Annotated in this window: 19 protein-coding genes and 1 other RNA gene; 10 read left to right on the top strand and 10 right to left on the bottom strand. The window is 57.9% G+C overall.

The annotated features are described in order from the left end of the window. Positions 1-15 precede the first annotated feature (15 nt). The 4 genes from KDX37_RS00365 to KDX37_RS00350 form a co-directional block, all read right to left on the bottom strand. Positions 16-807, bottom strand: coding sequence for a hypothetical protein (locus tag KDX37_RS00365; RefSeq protein ID WP_231650596.1), 792 nt, complete (start codon positions 805-807; stop codon positions 16-18). 62 nt (positions 808-869) lie between these two features. Further along, positions 870-1,148 carry a bacteriocin immunity protein gene (locus tag KDX37_RS00360; RefSeq protein ID WP_231650594.1) on the bottom strand — a complete coding sequence of 93 codons (279 nt, stop codon included), beginning with the start codon at positions 1,146-1,148 and terminating at the stop codon, positions 870-872. Beyond that, entirely contained in the window at positions 1,138-3,078 is a 1,941-nt protein-coding gene (locus tag KDX37_RS00355) for an S-type pyocin domain-containing protein (RefSeq protein WP_231650592.1), read from the bottom strand. The genes KDX37_RS00360 and KDX37_RS00355 overlap by 11 nt, the downstream gene beginning before the upstream one ends. 66 nt (positions 3,079-3,144) lie before the next feature. After that, entirely contained in the window at positions 3,145-4,131 is a 987-nt protein-coding gene (locus tag KDX37_RS00350) for an NADPH:quinone oxidoreductase family protein (RefSeq protein WP_231650996.1), read from the bottom strand. 130 nt (positions 4,132-4,261) lie between these two features. Here KDX37_RS00350 and KDX37_RS00345 point away from each other — a divergent pair, with 130 nt between their 5' ends. Then, on the top strand, positions 4,262-4,669 hold the full coding sequence (locus KDX37_RS00345) for a flagellar basal body-associated protein FliL (RefSeq protein WP_231650591.1): 408 nt from the start codon (positions 4,262-4,264) through the stop codon (positions 4,667-4,669). 7 nt (positions 4,670-4,676) lie between these two features. Here KDX37_RS00345 and KDX37_RS00340 read toward each other — a convergent pair whose 3' ends face one another. After that, on the bottom strand, positions 4,677-5,126 hold the full coding sequence (locus KDX37_RS00340) for an EVE domain-containing protein (protein WP_231650589.1): 450 nt from the start codon (positions 5,124-5,126) through the stop codon (positions 4,677-4,679). Between the two features lie 183 nt (positions 5,127-5,309). On the opposite strand from KDX37_RS00340, the gene KDX37_RS00335 reads away from it, so the two are divergent. Beyond that, on the top strand, positions 5,310-5,462 hold the full coding sequence (locus KDX37_RS00335) for a hypothetical protein (protein WP_231650587.1): 153 nt from the start codon (positions 5,310-5,312) through the stop codon (positions 5,460-5,462). 76 nt (positions 5,463-5,538) lie between these two features. Here KDX37_RS00335 and KDX37_RS00330 read toward each other — a convergent pair whose 3' ends face one another. The 4 genes from KDX37_RS00330 to KDX37_RS00315 form a co-directional block, all read right to left on the bottom strand. Then, positions 5,539-6,150: a 5-formyltetrahydrofolate cyclo-ligase gene (locus KDX37_RS00330; protein ID WP_231650585.1), complete on the bottom strand. Its 612-nt coding sequence runs from the start codon at positions 6,148-6,150 to the stop codon at positions 5,539-5,541. 91 nt (positions 6,151-6,241) lie between these two features. Next, positions 6,242-6,420, bottom strand: a non-coding RNA gene (gene ssrS / locus KDX37_RS00325) — 6S RNA. 30 nt (positions 6,421-6,450) lie between these two features. Continuing rightward, complete coding sequence (locus KDX37_RS00320) at positions 6,451-6,780, bottom strand: cell division protein ZapA (RefSeq protein WP_004886792.1); 330 nt, start codon at positions 6,778-6,780, stop codon at positions 6,451-6,453. Continuing rightward, positions 6,777-6,986 (bottom strand): TIGR02449 family protein, encoded by a 210-nt coding sequence (locus KDX37_RS00315; RefSeq protein WP_231650584.1) that lies wholly within the window; start codon positions 6,984-6,986, stop codon positions 6,777-6,779. The genes KDX37_RS00320 and KDX37_RS00315 overlap by 4 nt, the downstream gene beginning before the upstream one ends. Positions 6,987-7,135: 149 nt before the next feature. Between KDX37_RS00315 and KDX37_RS00310 the strand changes: the two genes are divergently transcribed. The 8 genes from KDX37_RS00310 to gcvH all read left to right on the top strand — a co-directional run bounded on the left by KDX37_RS00310 (position 7,136) and on the right by gcvH (position 16,276). After that, the gene (locus KDX37_RS00310) at positions 7,136-7,690 is read left to right on the top strand and encodes a YecA/YgfB family protein (RefSeq protein ID WP_231650582.1); all 555 of its coding nucleotides are present in this window, start codon (positions 7,136-7,138) and stop codon (positions 7,688-7,690) included. Between the two features lie 73 nt (positions 7,691-7,763). Continuing rightward, positions 7,764-9,098, top strand: coding sequence for a Xaa-Pro aminopeptidase (pepP, locus tag KDX37_RS00305; RefSeq protein WP_231650581.1), 1,335 nt, complete (start codon positions 7,764-7,766; stop codon positions 9,096-9,098). Then, positions 9,095-10,282 carry a 2-octaprenyl-6-methoxyphenyl hydroxylase gene (gene ubiH / locus KDX37_RS00300; RefSeq protein ID WP_231650580.1) on the top strand — a complete coding sequence of 396 codons (1,188 nt, stop codon included), beginning with the start codon at positions 9,095-9,097 and terminating at the stop codon, positions 10,280-10,282. Before pepP ends, ubiH begins: the two co-directional genes overlap by 4 nt. A gap of 51 nt (positions 10,283-10,333) precedes the next feature. Continuing rightward, positions 10,334-11,554 (top strand): 2-octaprenyl-3-methyl-6-methoxy-1,4-benzoquinol hydroxylase, encoded by a 1,221-nt coding sequence (locus KDX37_RS00295; protein WP_231650995.1) that lies wholly within the window; start codon positions 10,334-10,336, stop codon positions 11,552-11,554. A 180-nt stretch (positions 11,555-11,734) separates the two neighbouring features. Beyond that, positions 11,735-12,736 (top strand): extracellular solute-binding protein, encoded by a 1,002-nt coding sequence (locus KDX37_RS00290; protein ID WP_231650994.1) that lies wholly within the window; start codon positions 11,735-11,737, stop codon positions 12,734-12,736. Between the two features lie 253 nt (positions 12,737-12,989). Beyond that, positions 12,990-14,606, top strand: coding sequence for an ABC transporter permease (locus tag KDX37_RS00285; RefSeq protein ID WP_231650579.1), 1,617 nt, complete (start codon positions 12,990-12,992; stop codon positions 14,604-14,606). A 154-nt stretch (positions 14,607-14,760) separates the two neighbouring features. Continuing rightward, positions 14,761-15,843: a glycine cleavage system aminomethyltransferase GcvT gene (gene gcvT, locus KDX37_RS00280; protein ID WP_231650577.1), complete on the top strand. Its 1,083-nt coding sequence runs from the start codon at positions 14,761-14,763 to the stop codon at positions 15,841-15,843. 46 nt (positions 15,844-15,889) lie between these two features. After that, positions 15,890-16,276, top strand: a complete 387-nt coding sequence (gene gcvH / locus KDX37_RS00275; protein WP_231650575.1) for a glycine cleavage system protein GcvH — start codon at positions 15,890-15,892, stop codon at positions 16,274-16,276. A 53-nt stretch (positions 16,277-16,329) separates the two neighbouring features. Here the strand turns inward: gcvH and KDX37_RS00270 are convergent, their stop codons facing one another. Continuing rightward, positions 16,330-16,650 carry a DUF2388 domain-containing protein gene (locus tag KDX37_RS00270; protein WP_231650574.1) on the bottom strand — a complete coding sequence of 107 codons (321 nt, stop codon included), beginning with the start codon at positions 16,648-16,650 and terminating at the stop codon, positions 16,330-16,332. Between the last annotated feature and the right edge of the window lie 153 nt (positions 16,651-16,803).

Here is a 16,803-nt window from a genome sequence, read left to right as displayed (position 1 = left end):
GTCTACGGCTGTCAGTTAGTCAAATACTTTCATTTTGCCCACGGCTTCAAAATGCTCAGCATTGGACACGCCTTGAGCACTCAGTGCGTTTGAGCATTCTGTAACCGCAAACTCAATGGCATTTTTGAGTGCGTTCAGGGCAACACCTATTTCCTTTATTGCCTCAGGCCCCAGCATCGCTTCCGCTGTACGTACTGATTCTGATGCCAGCCTTAGGGCCTCCTCGGCTTTTCCATGTGCAACTACGCGCGCTGCCTCTTCAATCTGGCGTTGTGCGAGTTGCAGTGCGGCCTCTCGGGCACGCTGCTGCGCGGCGTGTTCTTCTGCCATGCGCCGGGCAGCTTCTTCCGCCTGAATTCGCGCCCGAGCAGCATCTTCGGCTGCACGGCGTGCGGCTTCTTGAGCGACAAGCACGGCATGCTGGCGTTGCTGCTCTTTAAGCCTGCCGTGTAACGATTCGAGGCCTGCTTTGAACTCGTTTAGAAAGCGAATGCTCTGCAGATGAAAATCAGCATCGACCGTCATGGAGTATAAGTCGGTCTGGCCACCCCCCGGCAAGCTGCGTAACAAGGCTCTGTTTTCCATATCGACTTTCGCAGAGCGAACATCACCCCACATGAAATGTACGTTATCGATGTGCGCTTGCTGCAACGGTGCTCGCTTGCTGTTAATAAGATGAAAGGCTGTGTGTATGTATCGCTCGGTAATCCCTGTGTATTCAAGTCCGCTCAAGCTGCCAATGTGAGCGGCAAGTTCTGCCTGCAAAAAATTGGGTAGTTGTTGCAGGTGATGATTTAATTCTTCCATGGTTTAAATCCTTATAATCATCTTTGCTGAGGTGTAAGTAATTGGTATTGGTTGTAATAGATTCAGTGGGCTTTTTTGAATCCTGGCTTGCCGTTCTTGGCTCGCCATTTTTTGATGGTATTGAGGATGCCTTCAGGGCTATCCTCTTGATCGTTCTCAGGATAAAATATTACGTCAGTTTGTGCGGGGTGTTCTGTGATTTTTACAAAATGCTCAATTGAGCGATCCATATGCTTAATAAATTCTTCGCCACGAAGTTGGCTGTGTTCGGAGGAGAGCCCTTTCAGGAATTCTAGAAACTCTTCTTCGGTGTAATCTTCTATTCGGTCTTTAAAGATCATTTTTCTTGCTCCTGTGGTGATCAATATGTTGCTTTGGTGTCATGATAACTAGATTGTCGAAGTCGTATACTGCGCCTCCGTTTGCAACGTGGTTTTTATGATGGATTTCGAATTTCGTACGACCTCCGACTTGGTCGACCAATCTTGGATAAGGTGAGCCGCCATCACGCATTGCGTTAAGGTTATGCTGGGATAGCTGTTTGCTCAATTCGGAATCGTTAGCGATAGCGGTCCAAATTGCTTTCCTCAGAAGGTCAAAGTGAGCAAATCGTTTTCCGCGAAGTTGATCTGCGATATGTGAAGGAATTGAGGCGCCGTCCGCCCTCGTTTTTTCACCCAACCAAATCCCGACTATTGACTCCCCATACCCGCTCGCTACCCCAGGAATCGACCTCGGGTCCTTGAATAGCAGATAGGTGTCTGGCAGCCCTGAGTCAATCGGCGATACGAGAATGTAGTCATCAGGATCGTTTCGATCGATTGCCGGGTACGTCTCCAGCTCGGGAGCGACCGGAGACACGGTGCTGCCTGGATCAGCAGGCAGCGCTGGTGGATTCACGGGCGAGACAGTCGAGCTGTCAGCCGGTCGTGCTATTGGGGTCCAGATCAGTGCCGGTGTGGATTCACCATCTCGGATAAATTCATAGGTGTTGTTCTGGGCGTTGTAGGTGAATGTTCGTACACGAACCTTCGTGCCGAGTTTTACTCCATCGGTTGCCGTCCACTGCGCGAGCGTGCGTTCACCATTGATGGATTCGACCAGTCGATGAGGTACATCAATGGCACCGCCCACACTGGCGACGTAAGCCAGGTCCAGTGTTTCAGGCAAATTGAGCTGTGAAAGGGGCGTACCGACTACGGGCGAGGGTCGCTCGGCATCGCCCAGGGTCGGCGCATAAGCGGCTAGCGCGAGACCTGCATTGCGTGTGAATGCCTTTGAAGCGATTCGAACAAAATATTCCTTCGCCAGCTGGGCCGCCCTTGTCTGTACCGTATCGATCCCTGCAGTGGTTGCCGACAGCGCGGGAGGTGCTACGGCCTTCCAGAGAGTGTTGGCCTGTTTCGCAGAAACGGATTCCTCTATCTCTTTGGCCGTTCTGAAGGTGTACGATAACTCGGCATGCTGTGTGGAGAGTTGGGTAGATCGTTCTTCGAGTAATGCGATGGCTTGTGAAAGCAGCTGCGACTGTTGGGTCTGCGTATAGGCGTCTATCCAGCGTCGATGAAGCTGATGTGAAAGATTTGCATCACCGTTGCTATGGGTTTCAAGAAAATGTTTGTACTGGCCTGAATCTGGATTGCCTACGCCTGTACCACTTGCAGTAAGTGCATTATTTATTGCGTTTCGATCAGCGCTCTTCATGGCGATCAAGTAGTTGATCTGCGCTTTCTCTTGAAGGATGAGATCGAGTGCCTGCTGCCCGGTATGTGGAGCCCGTTGCGAATCAACCAGGCCAACTTCCTGCGCTATCGACTCGGATAAGCTCGCAGACTTCGTTGTGTAGTGTCGTGCTATATCCTGACTTTCAATTCGAAAAGAATCGGTCAGCAAGTTGATAGTGTGTCGGTATACTTGTTCTTTCTCGGCTTGGGCACGTGCAACAGCTTCTGCATGGGCTCTCGCTGTTTCTTCGGCTTTTACTCGTTCTTCACGTTCATGTTGCGCCCTTGCCAGGCTCTGCGCATGTTCCTGAGCTTGCCGCTCGGCCTGTGCGATGGCTTCGGCCTCAGCTATTGCTCGGGCAGCCTGCTGTGCGCGGGCATGCAATCGCCTGCGTCGTCTCTTACGGCTAGAGGAACCCGTATTGGTGAAACTGCTCCCGAAAAAGCCCGTATTCTGCGGTTTTGATGAGCTGCCGTGACTAATGTTTACAGTCCCGGTGGATGTGTCCTTTAATAAGTTGGTTTGTCTTTTGTTTCTGATAGCCATACAGTTCTCCTTTCTGTATGGCTATGTTGTTTGGTTTTTCATGCACTCCCGATGTATATAGATATTTTAAATTTGGTTTTTCACGCTTATCACCACCTTCCCCACAGCCCGCCTTCCCCCCAACAAATCAATCGCCTCGCCGCCCCGCTCCAGCGGATACACCTCCGACACAAGCGGCTTCAACTTCCCTTCCTCAAACCACGCAAACAGCTGCTTGAAGTTCGCGGCGTTATCCTGCGGTTGACGCTGTGCAAAGGAACCCCAGAACACCCCCACAACCGAAGCGCCTTTGAGCAAGGCCAGGTTGACCGGCAGTTCGGGGATGCGGCCGCTGGCGAAGCCGACGACCAGCAAGCGGCCGTTCCAGGCGATGGCGCGGATGGCCTGGTCGAAGAGGTCGCCGCCGACCGGGTCGTAGATCACATCGGCGCCGTTGCCGTTGGTGAGGCGTTTGATCTCGTCCTTGAGGTTGGTTTCGGTGTAGTTGATGAGTTCGTCGGCGCCCGCGCTTCTGGCGGTCTCGAGTTTTTCAGCGGTGCTGGCGGCGGCGATGACGCGGGCGCCCAGCGCTTTGCCGATCTCTACGGCCGCCAGACCAACACCGCCCGAGGCACCGAGCACCAGCAGGGTTTCGCCGGGTTGCAGGTTGGCGCGCTGCTTGAGGGCGTGCATGGACGTGCCGTAGGTCATGCTGAAAGCGGCAGCAGTGGTGAAGTCCATTTTTTCGGGGACGGGCAGGACGTTGTAATTCGGGACGGCGACCTGTTCGGCAAAGCTGCCCCAGCCGGTGAGGGCCATGACGCGGTCGCCGGGCTTGAGGTGGGTGACTTTTTCGCCGACCGCCGAGATAACCCCTGCAGCTTCGCCGCCCGGTGAAAACGGAAAGGGCGGTTTGAACTGGTATTTGCCTTCAATGATCAGGGTGTCGGGAAAGTTGACCCCGGCGGCATGAACGTCGAGCAGGATTTCGTTCTTTTTGATGATGGGCTCTGGCACTTCTTCGAGCACGAGCGTGTTGGCGGGACCAAAGGCTTTGCACAGCAGGGCTTTCATCGGGCTATTCCTTTTCCATTGATGGCCGATAAAGTCAGTTAAGCGGGTTTCGAGGTCAATGAGCATGACCCGTCCTGATAACTGCACATAAGCTGTAAGCTACGTGGCAAACCGTATTAAGGAGTGGACCGTGAAAGCGTGGATCGTGATGTTGCTGGCCTTGTCGCTGCCCGCACTGGCGCAAGCTGAAGAAGCCAAGGAAGAAGGTCCGCCGAAGGCGGCGTATGTTTCGCTGACGCCACCGTTTGTGGGCAATTACGCTCTGGATGGCGGCCCGAAACTACGGGTATACAAGGCAGATATCGCGTTGCGTGTGACCGGCGCTGATGCCGAAGCCGCCGTGAAGCGCAACGATGCGCTGATCCGCAACCAACTGGCGGCCTTGTTCACGCAGCAGACCGTCGACAGCATGAGCAGCGCCGAGGCGAAGGAAGCGATTCGTCAGGAAGCGCTCAAGCAGGTTCAGCGCGTCATGAACGATGAAGAAGGCAAGCCGGTTGTTGAAGACTTGCTCTTCAACAACTTCATCGTTCAGTAACGAGCGTTCAACGCAGCGCCAGGATGGCTGACCATTGGTCAGCCGTGACCGGCATTACCGAGAGCCGGCTGCCTTTCTGAACCAGAGGCAGTTGCTCCAGAGCAGTTTGCTGTTTCAGGCAGGCCAGTTCCAGCACCTTCGGAAAGCACTCCACAAACGCGACATCAATGGCACTCCAGGGGTTTTTATCCTCGGTGGCCTTGGCGTCATGATAGTGGCTCTTTGGGTCGAGAGCAGTCGGGTCGGCGTAGGCAGCTTTGCTGATTCTGGCGATACCTGCGATGCCGGGTTGAGGGCAACTGGAGTGGTAGAAGAAGAACTCGTCACCCACAGCCATGGCTCTGAGAAAGTTGCGGGCCTGATAGTTGCGAACGCCGTCCCAGCGGGCCTCGCTCACGCGTTGCAGGTCGCTGATCGAGAACTCATCCGGCTCGGACTTCATCAGCCAGTAGGCCATTACTCATACTCCACATACAAAAGTTCAGGGCAGTTTGATGACAAACCGACAGTCGGTTTGCGCCACTATTTGCGTACTGGTTCACGTTACCGCAAAATGCCGGCCTTTAAAGCTCCACGCTGCTGCACGGCTCACACAAAACCGATGCTGACATCGTATTGATTTGCCGAAGGAGGGCAGTCAATGAAACGCAAGCCAGATTTACTATGGATTTTGGTCATTTTGTTTGGCTTGGGTGTCGTGACAACGGGTTATGCACAGAGCCTGTGGTCCAGCAAGGTCGATGCACCGGTCGAGATCACTCAGCAACAGCAAAAAGTGCCCGGCAGGCACTGATCCATCCACTCTGCCACGTTACTCCCGCCACACCAGTGCTCTGATCACGGATGCTCGCGTAATGCGACTTCAACGATCAGAGCGTCTGCGCCAGATACCAGCGCGTGTCCGACACTGTAGCGTCAAGCGGCACATCCCAACTGGCTTGCGCCAATCGATCGACCTTCTGACATTCATGAGCCAGACCTAACAGCACCGGCGTATGCCATGTATTTCTGCGTGCGCGATAGGCCAGGCTGCGGTCGTAAAAGCCTCCGCCCATGCCGAGGCGCCCACCCTCGTCGTCGAAACCGACCAGCGGCATCAGAATCAGGTCGAGTGCCCAGATGCGGCGCTGCTTCGCCCGGTTTATACGGGGCTCAGGGATTCGAAAACGATTGGGAATGAATCTTTCGCCCGGACGCACGCGCTGAAACACCATGCGCGTGCGCGGCCATGCGTTGAGTACGGGCAGGTACGTTGCTTTGCCGCGACGCTGGGCCTCGCGCAACAACAGGCGTGGGTCGATTTCGCCGTCCATCGGCAAGTACAGCGAAACATGCTTCGCGCGCCGGAACAGTGGGTGTTGCGCCAGTTGTTGATACAGACCGCGAGCTGCCTTGCGTTGCTGCACGGGGCTCAGCGACCGGCGCGCCTGACGAAGCTGGCGACGCAGTTGCGGACGCGTAAGCGCTTGGGCGCTGATCATGAGCAGGAGGTCATGCAGGCTGATCCGTGAGGTTGAAACCGGTGCGGGATCGACATTGCCAGACAGCTGGGGCTGGCAATGGATTGAATATGGACTCCCCGACGAACCGCTGTCGGTTTAGCCCTTGAACCCGAAAGTTCAAGGTGGAGATTGCAGGAGGTTTTAAGGCTTTCCGTCGAGCGGACATGCACACCAACCCCAACGTGCAACCCCCGTGGTTGTGCGTATCGGCTCAGGGACATGACCGACTGGCAAGCACTCCAGGGAGCGGTGCAAGTATACAGAAATGCCCCGAAATAATCAGCCCCGAGTTGAATCAGGTGTGCCGGGCGTGTCTGTAGCCAGCACCAGATCGACCTTGTCGAGCAGGTCGCGGACCTGTTCACGCGTCGAGCCGCTGGCCTGCACGTCAGGCAAATCCTGCTTGTGCAACAGATCGTGGGTGATGTTCAAGGCCGCCATGACGGCGATACGGTCGGCGCCGATGACTTTGCCGCTGCTGCGGATTTCGCGCATCTTGCCGTCCAGGTAACGCGCTGCGCTGACCAGGTTGGTGCGCTCTTCCTGAGGGCAGATGATGGAGTATTCCTTGTCGAGGATTTGAACGGTCACGCTGTTGCCATTACTCATGAGTCTTGCTCCAAGGCCTTGAGGCGCGAAATCATTGACTCGACCTTCTGCCGGGCGATTTCGTTCTTTTCAATGAGGTGAGCGCGTTCCTCGCGCCATGACTTTTCCTGAGCTAATAGGAGTGCGTTTTGGGCTTTAAGTTGCTCAGCAAACTTGAGGAGCAACTCCACACGTTTCATCAGCGCTTGCAGGTCGGTGTCTTCCATTGTTTTCCACTGAGTACTTTCTGATGAATGGCAGGGGAGCGACGCACTTGCTCAAGCTCGAACCGCCGTATTGATGATCTTGTTGCGCGGATAGTCTAGGATACAAGGCCTTCATTCTAGACATTGCGCCGTTTGGCGACTAGCTACCCATGCCCATTCAGAATTCTCCGTACAAAGCATTCGCCACCCTGCTCAACGGCAGTGGCCACCAGGTATCTCCCGCCGAGCTGCATGGCCTGTTGTTGGGCCGCAGTTGCGCAGGTGCCGGTTTCGATAATGAAGCCTGGTTTGCCGATGCCTCCGTGCTGCTGGAAACCGAGCCTGAAGACAACGTTCGCCAGGCACTGATCGGCTTGCAGGAGATGGTCAAGGGCGAGCTCACCAGCGACGACATGACCGTCGTGCTGTTGTTACCGGGCGACGACGAGCCATTGGCCGAACGTGCCGCGGCACTGGGGCAATGGTGTCAGGGCTTTCTGTCAGGCTTCGGTCTGGCGGCGGGCGACAAGGTACTGAGCATCGAGGCGACCGAGGTCCTGCAGGATCTGGCAGCCATCGCACAGGTCCAGGATGCGCTGGAAGAGTCCGAAGACGGCGAAACCGACTACATGGAAGTCATGGAGTACCTGCGTGTTGCCCCGCTGTTGCTGTTCACCGAATGCAACAAGCCTGAAGTACCGCAGCCCAAGCCTTCGCTGCACTGATCGCCCATCATCGCGATACCGGTCAGGGCTGAAATAGCCAGGCCGGTACGCTCCATCAGGACTCCCGTTGCCAATGATGTCCATACCGAAGTCCGAATATGCCCGTCGACGCAAGGCGCTGATGGCGCAGATGGAGCCCAACAGCATCGCCATTCTGCCGGCGGCGGCTGTGGCGATCCGCAATCGTGATGTCGAGCACGTCTACCGTCAGGACAGCGACTTCCAGTACCTGAGTGGCTTTCCAGAGCCCGAAGCGGTGGTGGTGTTGATTCCGGGACGCGAATACGGCGAGTACGTATTGTTCTGCCGTGAACGCAACCCGGAGCGTGAGCTGTGGGATGGGCTGCGTGCCGGTCAGGAAGGGGCGATCCGGGATTTCGGTGCGAACGATGCATTCCCGATCAATGACATCGACGACATCCTGCCGGGGTTGATCGAGGGTCGTGACCGGGTTTATTCGGCGATGGGCAGCAATCCTGAATTCGATCGGCATCTGATGGAATGGATCAACGTGATCCGTTCCAAGGCGCATCTGGGCGCACAGCCGCCCAATGAATTCGTGGCACTGGATCACCTGCTGCATGACATGCGGCTGTATAAATCGGCTGCGGAGATCAAGGTCATGCGCGGTGCGGCGGAGATTTCTGCGCGCGCCCATGTGCGAGCCATGCAGGCATGCCGTGCAGGTCTGCACGAATTCAGCCTGGAAGCCGAACTGGATTACGAGTTCCGCAAGGGCGGCGCAAAGATGCCCGCCTATGGCTCCATCGTCGCCTCGGGTCGCAACGCCTGCATCCTGCATTACCAGCAGAACGACGCGACCCTCAAGGAGGGCGATCTGGTACTGATCGATGCTGGTTGCGAGATCGACTGCTACGCCAGCGATATCACACGCACATTTCCGGTCAGCGGGACATTTTCACCCGAGCAGAAAGCCATCTATGAGCTGGTGCTCAAGTCCCAGCAGGCAGCGTTTGACGCCATCGGCCCGGGCAAGCATTGGAACCAGGCCCATGAAGCCACGGTCCAGGTTATTACTGCGGGCCTTGTTGAACTGGGCCTGTTGCAGGGTGATGTCGACACGTTGATCGAGCAGGAAGCGTTCAAGGCGTTCTACATGCACCGCGCCGGACACTGGCTGGGCATGGATGTGCACGATGTCGGCGAATACAAGGTTGGCGGCGAATGGCGAGTACTGGAAGTCGGTATGGCGCTGACCGTCGAGCCGGGGGTTTATGTGGCCCCCGACAATCAGAATGTCGCAAAGAAATGGCGAGGTATTGGCGTGCGAATCGAGGATGACGTAGTTGTAACCAGGCAGGGCTGTGAAATCCTGTCCGGCGGTGTGCCCAAAACCGTTGCCGAGATCGAGGCCCTGATGGCCGCAGCAAAGGCACAGGCCGCATGAGCCGTTTCAATATCGCAATCGTCGGTGGCGGATTGGTCGGCGCCAGCCTTGCGCTCGCGTTGCAGGCTGGTGCCAAGGCGCGCGGTTGGAAAATTGTGCTGATCGAGCCTTTCGCGCCAGGTGAAATCTACCAGCCAAGTTACGATGCCCGCTCCTCGGCATTGTCGTTCGGTGCACGGCGCATTTACGAACATCTTGGTGCCTGGCAGCAGATTGCCCGGCGTGCCGAACCCATTTTGCAGATTCAGGTGTCAGACCGTGGTCGCTTCGGCGCGACTCGCTTGTCGGCCATCGAAGAGGGCGTTCCGGCGCTCGGTTACGTGGTCGAGAATGCGTGGCTCGGCCAGAGCCTGTGGGCAGCGCTGGACCGTGACGTCGTCAGTTGGCGCGTGCCGGCTGAGGTGAAGAAGATGCAGCCGTTGAGTGACGGTTATCGCCTGACCCTGGCCGATGAAACCGAACTGGAATGCGATCTGGCAGTACTTGCCGATGGTGGACGCTCAAGCCTGCGTGAACAGCTGGGCATTGGTGTGCGCCAGCAGCCTTATGACCAGAGCGCGCTGATCGCCAACATCACACCCGGCGAAGCGCATTGTGGGCAGGCCTTCGAGCGCTTCACCGATGATGGGCCGATGGCGTTGCTGCCACTACCGGAAAACCGCTGTGCGCTGGTCTGGACCCGACAGGGCAATGACACCCAGCGTCTTGCTGAACTGGATGACCGCAGCTTCCTTGAAGAGCTGCAGGGGGTGTTTGGCTACCGTCTGGGCACCCTTCGCCAGGTGGGCGCGCGGCACGTTTATCCGCTGGCGCTGGTTGAGGCCGAGGAACAGGTACGTTCGCACCTGGTGATTCTGGGTAACGCCGCGCATAGCCTCCACCCGATTGCCGGGCAGGGCTTCAACCTGTCTCTGCGTGATGCGGATGCGCTGGCGGAAACGTTGCTCGAAAGCGATGCTCCGCTGGGCGATCTGGCAACGTTGCTGGCCTATCGTGAGCGCCAGCGTCTGGACCAGCAGTTGACTGTGGGTTTCTCGGACAAGGTGACGCGCCTGTTCGGCAGTACTCAATCAGCCGTGACCACCGGGCGTAACCTGGGCCTGCTGGGACTTGATCTGTTACCGGCCGCCAAGCGCTGGTTTGCACGTCAGGCCATGGGCCTGGGGACTCGGTCCGATGTATGAGCCGCGGATTCTGACAATATGGCTTCGACCACAAGCGAGAACAGTGTGAGCATGGAAACGCGTGCAGATGTGCTGATTGTCGGTGCCGGAATGGTCGGCAGCGCCCTGGCTCTGGCCCTGCAAGGCAGCGGCCTGGATGTACTGGTGGTTGACGGTGGCCCGCTGAGCGTGAAGCCATTCGATGCCCAATCGACTTTCGAGCCGCGCGTCAGTGCCCTGTCGGCAGCCAGCCAGCGCATCCTGCAACGCCTTGGCGTGTGGGAGGGCATCGCCACCCGTCGTGTCAGCCCTTACGGGCACATGCAGGTCTGGGACGGCAGCGGCACCGGGCAGATTCACTTTTCAGCCTCCAGCGTGCACGCTGATGTGCTGGGCCATATTGTCGAAAATCGCGTCGTTCAGGACGCGTTGCTCGATCGCCTGCACGACAGCGATATCGGCTTGCTGGCCAACGCACGCCTCGAGCAAATGCGTCATTCCGGTGATGATTGGCTGCTGACGCTGGCTGACGGGCGTCAACTGCGCGCCCCTTTGGTCGTTGCCGCTGATGGCGCCAACTCCGCCGTCCGCCGCCTGACGGGCACGCCAACCCGCGAATGGGATTACCTGCACCACGCCATCGTCACCAGCGTGCGGACAACTGTCTCGCACAAGAAAACCGCCTGGCAGCGCTTTACGGATGACGGCCCGCTGGCCTTTCTGCCACTGGAGCGTGAAGGCGAGCACTGGTCATCTATCGTCTGGTCGGTGACGCCCACTGAAGCCGAGCGCCTGATGGCGCTTGAGGACGGGCTGTTCTGCCGTGAGCTGGAACAGGCATTCGAGGGTCGACTGGGCCAGGTGCTGGCCGCCGACGCTCGTCTGTGCGTGCCGCTGCGCCAGCGCCATGCCAAGCGTTACGTTGCCAAGGGCCTCGCGTTGATCGGCGATGCTGCGCACACCATCCACCCGCTGGCCGGGCAGGGCGTCAATCTGGGCTTTCTGGACGCCGCCGTGCTGGCAGAAGTGCTGACCCATGCCGCAGGACGAGGCGAGCTATTGTCGGACGTGCGCGTGCTCGGTCGCTACGAGCGACGCCGTATGCCGCACAACCTGGCCCTGATGGCCGCCATGGAAGGGTTCGAGCGTCTATTTCAGGCCAATCCGCTGCCGTTGCGGTGGCTGCGCAACACTGGCTTGAAAATGATCAATCAAATACCCGAAGCCAAAGCGCTGTTCGTTCGGGAGGCACTTGGTTTATCAGGCGATCTGCCGGAACTGGCACGGCTCTGAGCAGGCTCTGATAGCCACTTTCGCAGGCAGGCCAGTTGATCGGCTTGCCTCGTGTGGCTGGGCTGATGAGGGTTTCAGCACGCTCTGCAACATTCAGTAACGCCTCCAGCGCCTCTTCGATTGAGATAGCAAATGGGATTCACTACCATTTCGCCTCATTTGCAAACGCGAGATACCTCCATGCAGGCAAGCAAGCGTCTTCTGGCTGCTTTGACACTGACTTTTCTCGGCACCGCAGCGCAGGCCGCTGACGAAGTGGTGGTGTACTCTTCCCGAATCGATGAGCTGATCAAGCCCGTCTTCGATGCCTACACTGCAAAGACCGGCGTCAAGATCAAGTTCATCACCGACAAGGAAGCGCCGCTGATGCAGCGCATCAAGGCCGAGGGCAAGAACGCGACCGCCGACCTTCTGCTGACCGTTGATGCCGGCAACCTCTGGCAAGCCGAGCAGATGGGGATTCTGCAGCCCTTCACGTCACCGGTCATTGAAGCCAATATTCCTCCGCAGTACCGCTCGTCTACCCGGGGCTGGACGGGGCTGAGCCTGCGTGCGCGGACCATCGCCTACTCGACGGATCGCGTCAAACCCGTCGAGCTGACGACTTACGAGGCGCTGGCTGACAAAAATTGGGAAGGACGCCTTTGCCTGCGCACGGCCAAGAAAGTCTATAACCAGTCGCTCACTGCCACACTGATCGAAACCCACGGCGCAGAAGCGTCCGAGAAAATCCTCAAGGGCTGGGTAAACAACCTGTCCACCGATGTGTTTTCCGACGACATCGCCGTGCTTGAAGCTATCAACGCCGGGCAGTGCGACGTAGGTATCGTGAACAGCTACTACTACGGTCGCCTGCACAAGGAAAAACCGGATCTGGCGGTGAAGCTGTTCTGGCCAAACCAGTCTGATCGTGGTGTGCACGTCAATCTGTCCGGTATAGGCCTGACCCAATACGCCCCGCACCCTGAAGCGGCCAAGGCGCTGGTCGAGTGGATGACCGGTCCTGATGCGCAGAAGATCTTCTCCAGCGTCAATCAGGAATTCCCGGCCAACCCGAAAGTTGCTCCGTCAGAAGAAGTCGCGAGCTGGGGCGCATTCAAGGCCGATACCATTCCAGTGGAAGTGGCGGGCAAGCGCCAGGCCGAAGCGATTCGCATGATGGATCGTGCAGGCTGGAATTGATCCGGGCCAGTACAGCCAGTAGACACGCATCGCCTGGCAGCCAACCTTCGCAAGCAAGCTCGCTCCACGAGGTATCGCAGGAGTCAGCTTGCTGAGGCTCCCATGATCTGAGGTGAATCCGAGTCAGCTTGCTGGCGAAGAGGCCGGTACATCCACAGAGGATACATCGCTTCACAGCCAGCCTTTGCGCAGCCACTGGACGGGCTTCAGCGTATAAACTCTTCCCGCCCTCATCAGACATTAAGAGATTCTCTTGGCACATCCTGTCCAACGCCGCTGGTACTTCCTGGTTTTCGCCATTGCTGCGTTGGTATTGTTGCCACTGAGCGTTCTGCTGCTTTCGTGGGAGACCATTGATCATCAGATCTGGTCTCACCTGCTCGAAACCCAAATGACCCGCCTGCTGAGCAATACACTGATTCTGGTAGTCGGTGTCGGTGTTGGCGTTACGCTGCTGGGGGTGAGTCTGGCCTGGCTGACCAGCTTGTGTGAGTTCCCCGGTCGGCGCTGGCTGGATTGGGCATTGATGCTGCCCTTCGCGATCCCGGCGTACGTGCTGGCCTTTGTCTTCGTCGGGCTGCTGGACTTCTCCGGTCCGGTGCAAACCCTGATGCGTGAATGGTTCGGCAACGGCATGCGCCTGCCGCGTGTGCGATCCACGGGCGGCGTGATCATTGTGCTGGTGCTGGTCTTCTACCCCTACGTTTACCTGTTGGCCCGTAACGCGTTCCTCGCGCAAGGCAAAGGCCTGATGGAAGCGGCACGCGTGCTGGGGCAAACGCCTCTGCAAGCCTTCTGGCGAGTAGCGCTGCCCATGGCGCGGCCCGCCATTGGCGCCGGTGTGGCGCTGGCCTTGATGGAAACGCTGGCGGATTTCGGCGCCGTGTCAGTGTTCAACTTCGATACCTTCACCACGGCCATCTACAAGACCTGGTACGGGTTCTTCAGCCTCTCCAGCGCAGCACAACTGGCAAGCCTGTTATTGCTCGCTGTGCTGATCCTGCTGTACGGCGAACGCCGTGCCCGCGGTGCAAGCCGTCCGACCAACGAGCGCCCACGCGGCAGTGCGCTTTACCACCTGCGCGGCATCAAGGCGCTTGCAGCCACGATGTGGTGTGGCCTGGTGTTTCTCTGCGCATTTGTAGTCCCGATCCTGCAACTGGTTGTCTGGGTCTGGCAGCGCGGACGGTTCGACCTGGACGAACGCTACACCGGCCTGATTCTGCATACCCTTTATCTCGGCGGCATGGCAGCGATGATCACTGTCAGCGTGGCGTTGATTCTGGCGTTCGCTCGCCGCATGGCACCGACGCCTGCGATCCGCTCCGGCGTCAGCCTCGCCAACCTCGGCTACGCGTTGCCGGGTTCGGTGCTGGCGGTGTCGATCATGCTGGCGTTCAGTTATCTGGACCGTGAATGGGTAATTCCGCTGTCCGGCTGGCTGGGTGGCGCGGGCAAGCCGTTGCTGCTGGGCAGTCTGTCCGCACTGCTGCTGGCTTATCTGGTGCGCTTCATCGCCGTAGCGTTCGGGCCGCTGGAAAACAGCCTGTCGCGCATTCGCCCCTCACTGCCAGAGGCGGCTCGCAGTCTGGGTGTCAGCGGGCCTAAGTTGTTTCTCAACGTGTATCTCCCGCTGCTGGTTCCGGGCGCCCTGAGCGCCGCGCTATTGGTGTTCGTGGATGTGCTCAAGGAAATGCCTGCCACGCTGCTGATGCGCCCATTTGGCTGGGATACGCTGGCTGTGCGCATTTTCGAAATGACCAGTGAAGGGGAATGGGCGCGAGCTGCTTTGCCTGCATTGACCCTCGTACTTGTAGGATTACTGCCTGTCATTGGGCTGATTCGGCGTTCAGCCCGGCAGATTGGCTAGGTGCGGGGCTCTCACCTTGCGGCTACAATGCGCCGCAATTGGTGCGGTCTGTCAGATCATTCGTCCAGCTGTCATGTGCTTCAAACCCCGGTTTATTGGGGGCTTGCCGTGATGTCCCTGCGCGCACCTTCGCCACGCCCGGAAGGAGAAACCCATGGGACAGCGCACCCCCCTGTATGACCTGCACCTCGCCCTGGGTGCGAAAATGGTCGACTTCAGTGGCTGGGACATGCCGTTGCATTACGGATCGCAGGTCGAGGAGCACCACCAGGTGCGCCGCGATTGTGGAGTCTTCGATGTCTCCCACATGAACGTGATCGATGTGGTTGGCAGTCAGGCCAAGAGCTGGCTGCGTTACCTGCTGGCAAACGATGTCGACCGCCTCAAAACCCCGGGCCGTGCGCTGTACAGCGCCATGCTCGATACCCAGGGCCGAATCATCGACGACATGATCGTCTACCTCACCAGCAGCGGCTATCGGCTGGTGGTCAACGCGGCGACCGGCACCAAGGACCTCGCCTGGATGCAGTCCCAACTGGCTGGCTTCGACGTGCAATTGATCGAGCGCAGCGAAATGGCCATGCTGGCAATTCAAGGGCCCAAGGCCAGAAGCAAGATAGCTGAGCTGGTCAGCAACGACCGTGCCGAGCTCATACGCCAGCTCAAGCCGTTTGAAGGCCTGGACAACGCCGACTGGTTTATTGCACGCACCGGCTACACCGGCGAGGACGGTCTGGAGATCATGCTGCCTGCCGAACAGGCACCAGGCTTTTTCAACGATCTGGTCGGCGCAGGTATTTCGCCAATCGGTCTGGGGGCCCGCGATACGTTGCGACTGGAAGCAGGCATGAATCTGTATGGCCAGGACATTGGCGAACAGGTAACGCCGCTGGTCTCCAATATGGCCTGGAGCATTGCGTGGGAACCCGTAGAGCGCGATTTTATCGGTCGTGAAGCGCTTCAGGGCGAAAAATCCGAAGGCGTTGCCTCGAAACTGGTCGGGCTGGTGCTTGAAGAGCGCGGCGTACTGCGGGCTCATCAAGTGGTACGGGTCGCAGAAATTGGCGAAGGAGAGATCACCAGTGGTAGCTTCTCTCCTACGCTGAGCAAGTCAATCGCTCTGGCGCGCGTTCCAATGGCAACAGCCGACCGGGCAGAGGTTGAAATCCGTGGCAAGTGGTACCCGGTGCGGGTGGTACAACCCGCGTTTGTGCGTCACGGCAAGACCCTGATCTAACTTAATCCGGCGGGTTTTCCGCTGACCCGATGTTGAGGATGACTAAATGAGCAATATTCCCGCCGAACTGCGTTTCGCCGAAAGCCATGAATGGGCACGTCTGGAATCGGATGGCACAGTAACCGTCGGCATCTCGGATCATGCGCAAGAAGCACTGGGCGACGTGGTATTCGTTGAGCTGCCGGAAATCGGCAAAGTGTTCGCAGCCGGTGATGCCGCTGGCGTCGTCGAGTCGGTCAAGGCTGCCTCTGACATCTACTCGCCCGTTGCGGGCGAAGTGTTTGCTGTCAATGAAGCACTGGGTGACGCGCCTGAAACGCTCAACAGCGAGCCTTACAGCGCGTGGATCTTCAAGCTCAAGGCAAGCAATGCAGATAGCGATGTGGCAAAACTGCTGGACGCTGCCGGTTACAAAAGCGCCATCGGCGAATAACCGACAGGCAAAAAAATGCCGCTCAATCGAGCGGCATTTTTTATGAGCGTGACTTATTGGTTTTCTGCGACCAGGTTCTTGTCCAGGATCGCGTTCGCCAACTCCATGTCAGAGGCTTTCAAACTTGGGTTGTCATTGCGCACTTGCTGGATGGCCGCGTCAAGGAATGGCCCACGAATGTCACCGTTACTGGCGACGAAACTGCTGGCGTCATCCTGCGCTGCGACGATCAGTTTGTGGTCCTTGAAAGTCAGATAGGTCGAGCCGGTGGTGGCACCCGAGGAAATCACGTTACGCCAGAAACTGTCAGCCATCGCTGAACCAACTGGGAGAGACAGCAAGGCTAACGTGGCTACAGCGAACTTGAGACGCATGGTGAGGTACTCCAACTGTGGTTGTTCTGAGGGGTTGGATAGCCAGAGTCGCTAACTAGTTCAATTCAATCTGTACCGCTGTGTTCACTTAAGCCGCCGTACCCTCGACAAGGGTGCTGTTTCTGCACCCAAAGCTCGATGCGAGGTTACGTG

The organism is Pseudomonas californiensis (assembly GCF_021147775.1).
Classification (GTDB): domain Bacteria; phylum Pseudomonadota; class Gammaproteobacteria; order Pseudomonadales; family Pseudomonadaceae; genus Aquipseudomonas; species Aquipseudomonas californiensis.
The sequence above is the reverse complement of the archived record's forward strand: the minus strand, read 5'-3'. Positions and strand labels throughout refer to the sequence as shown.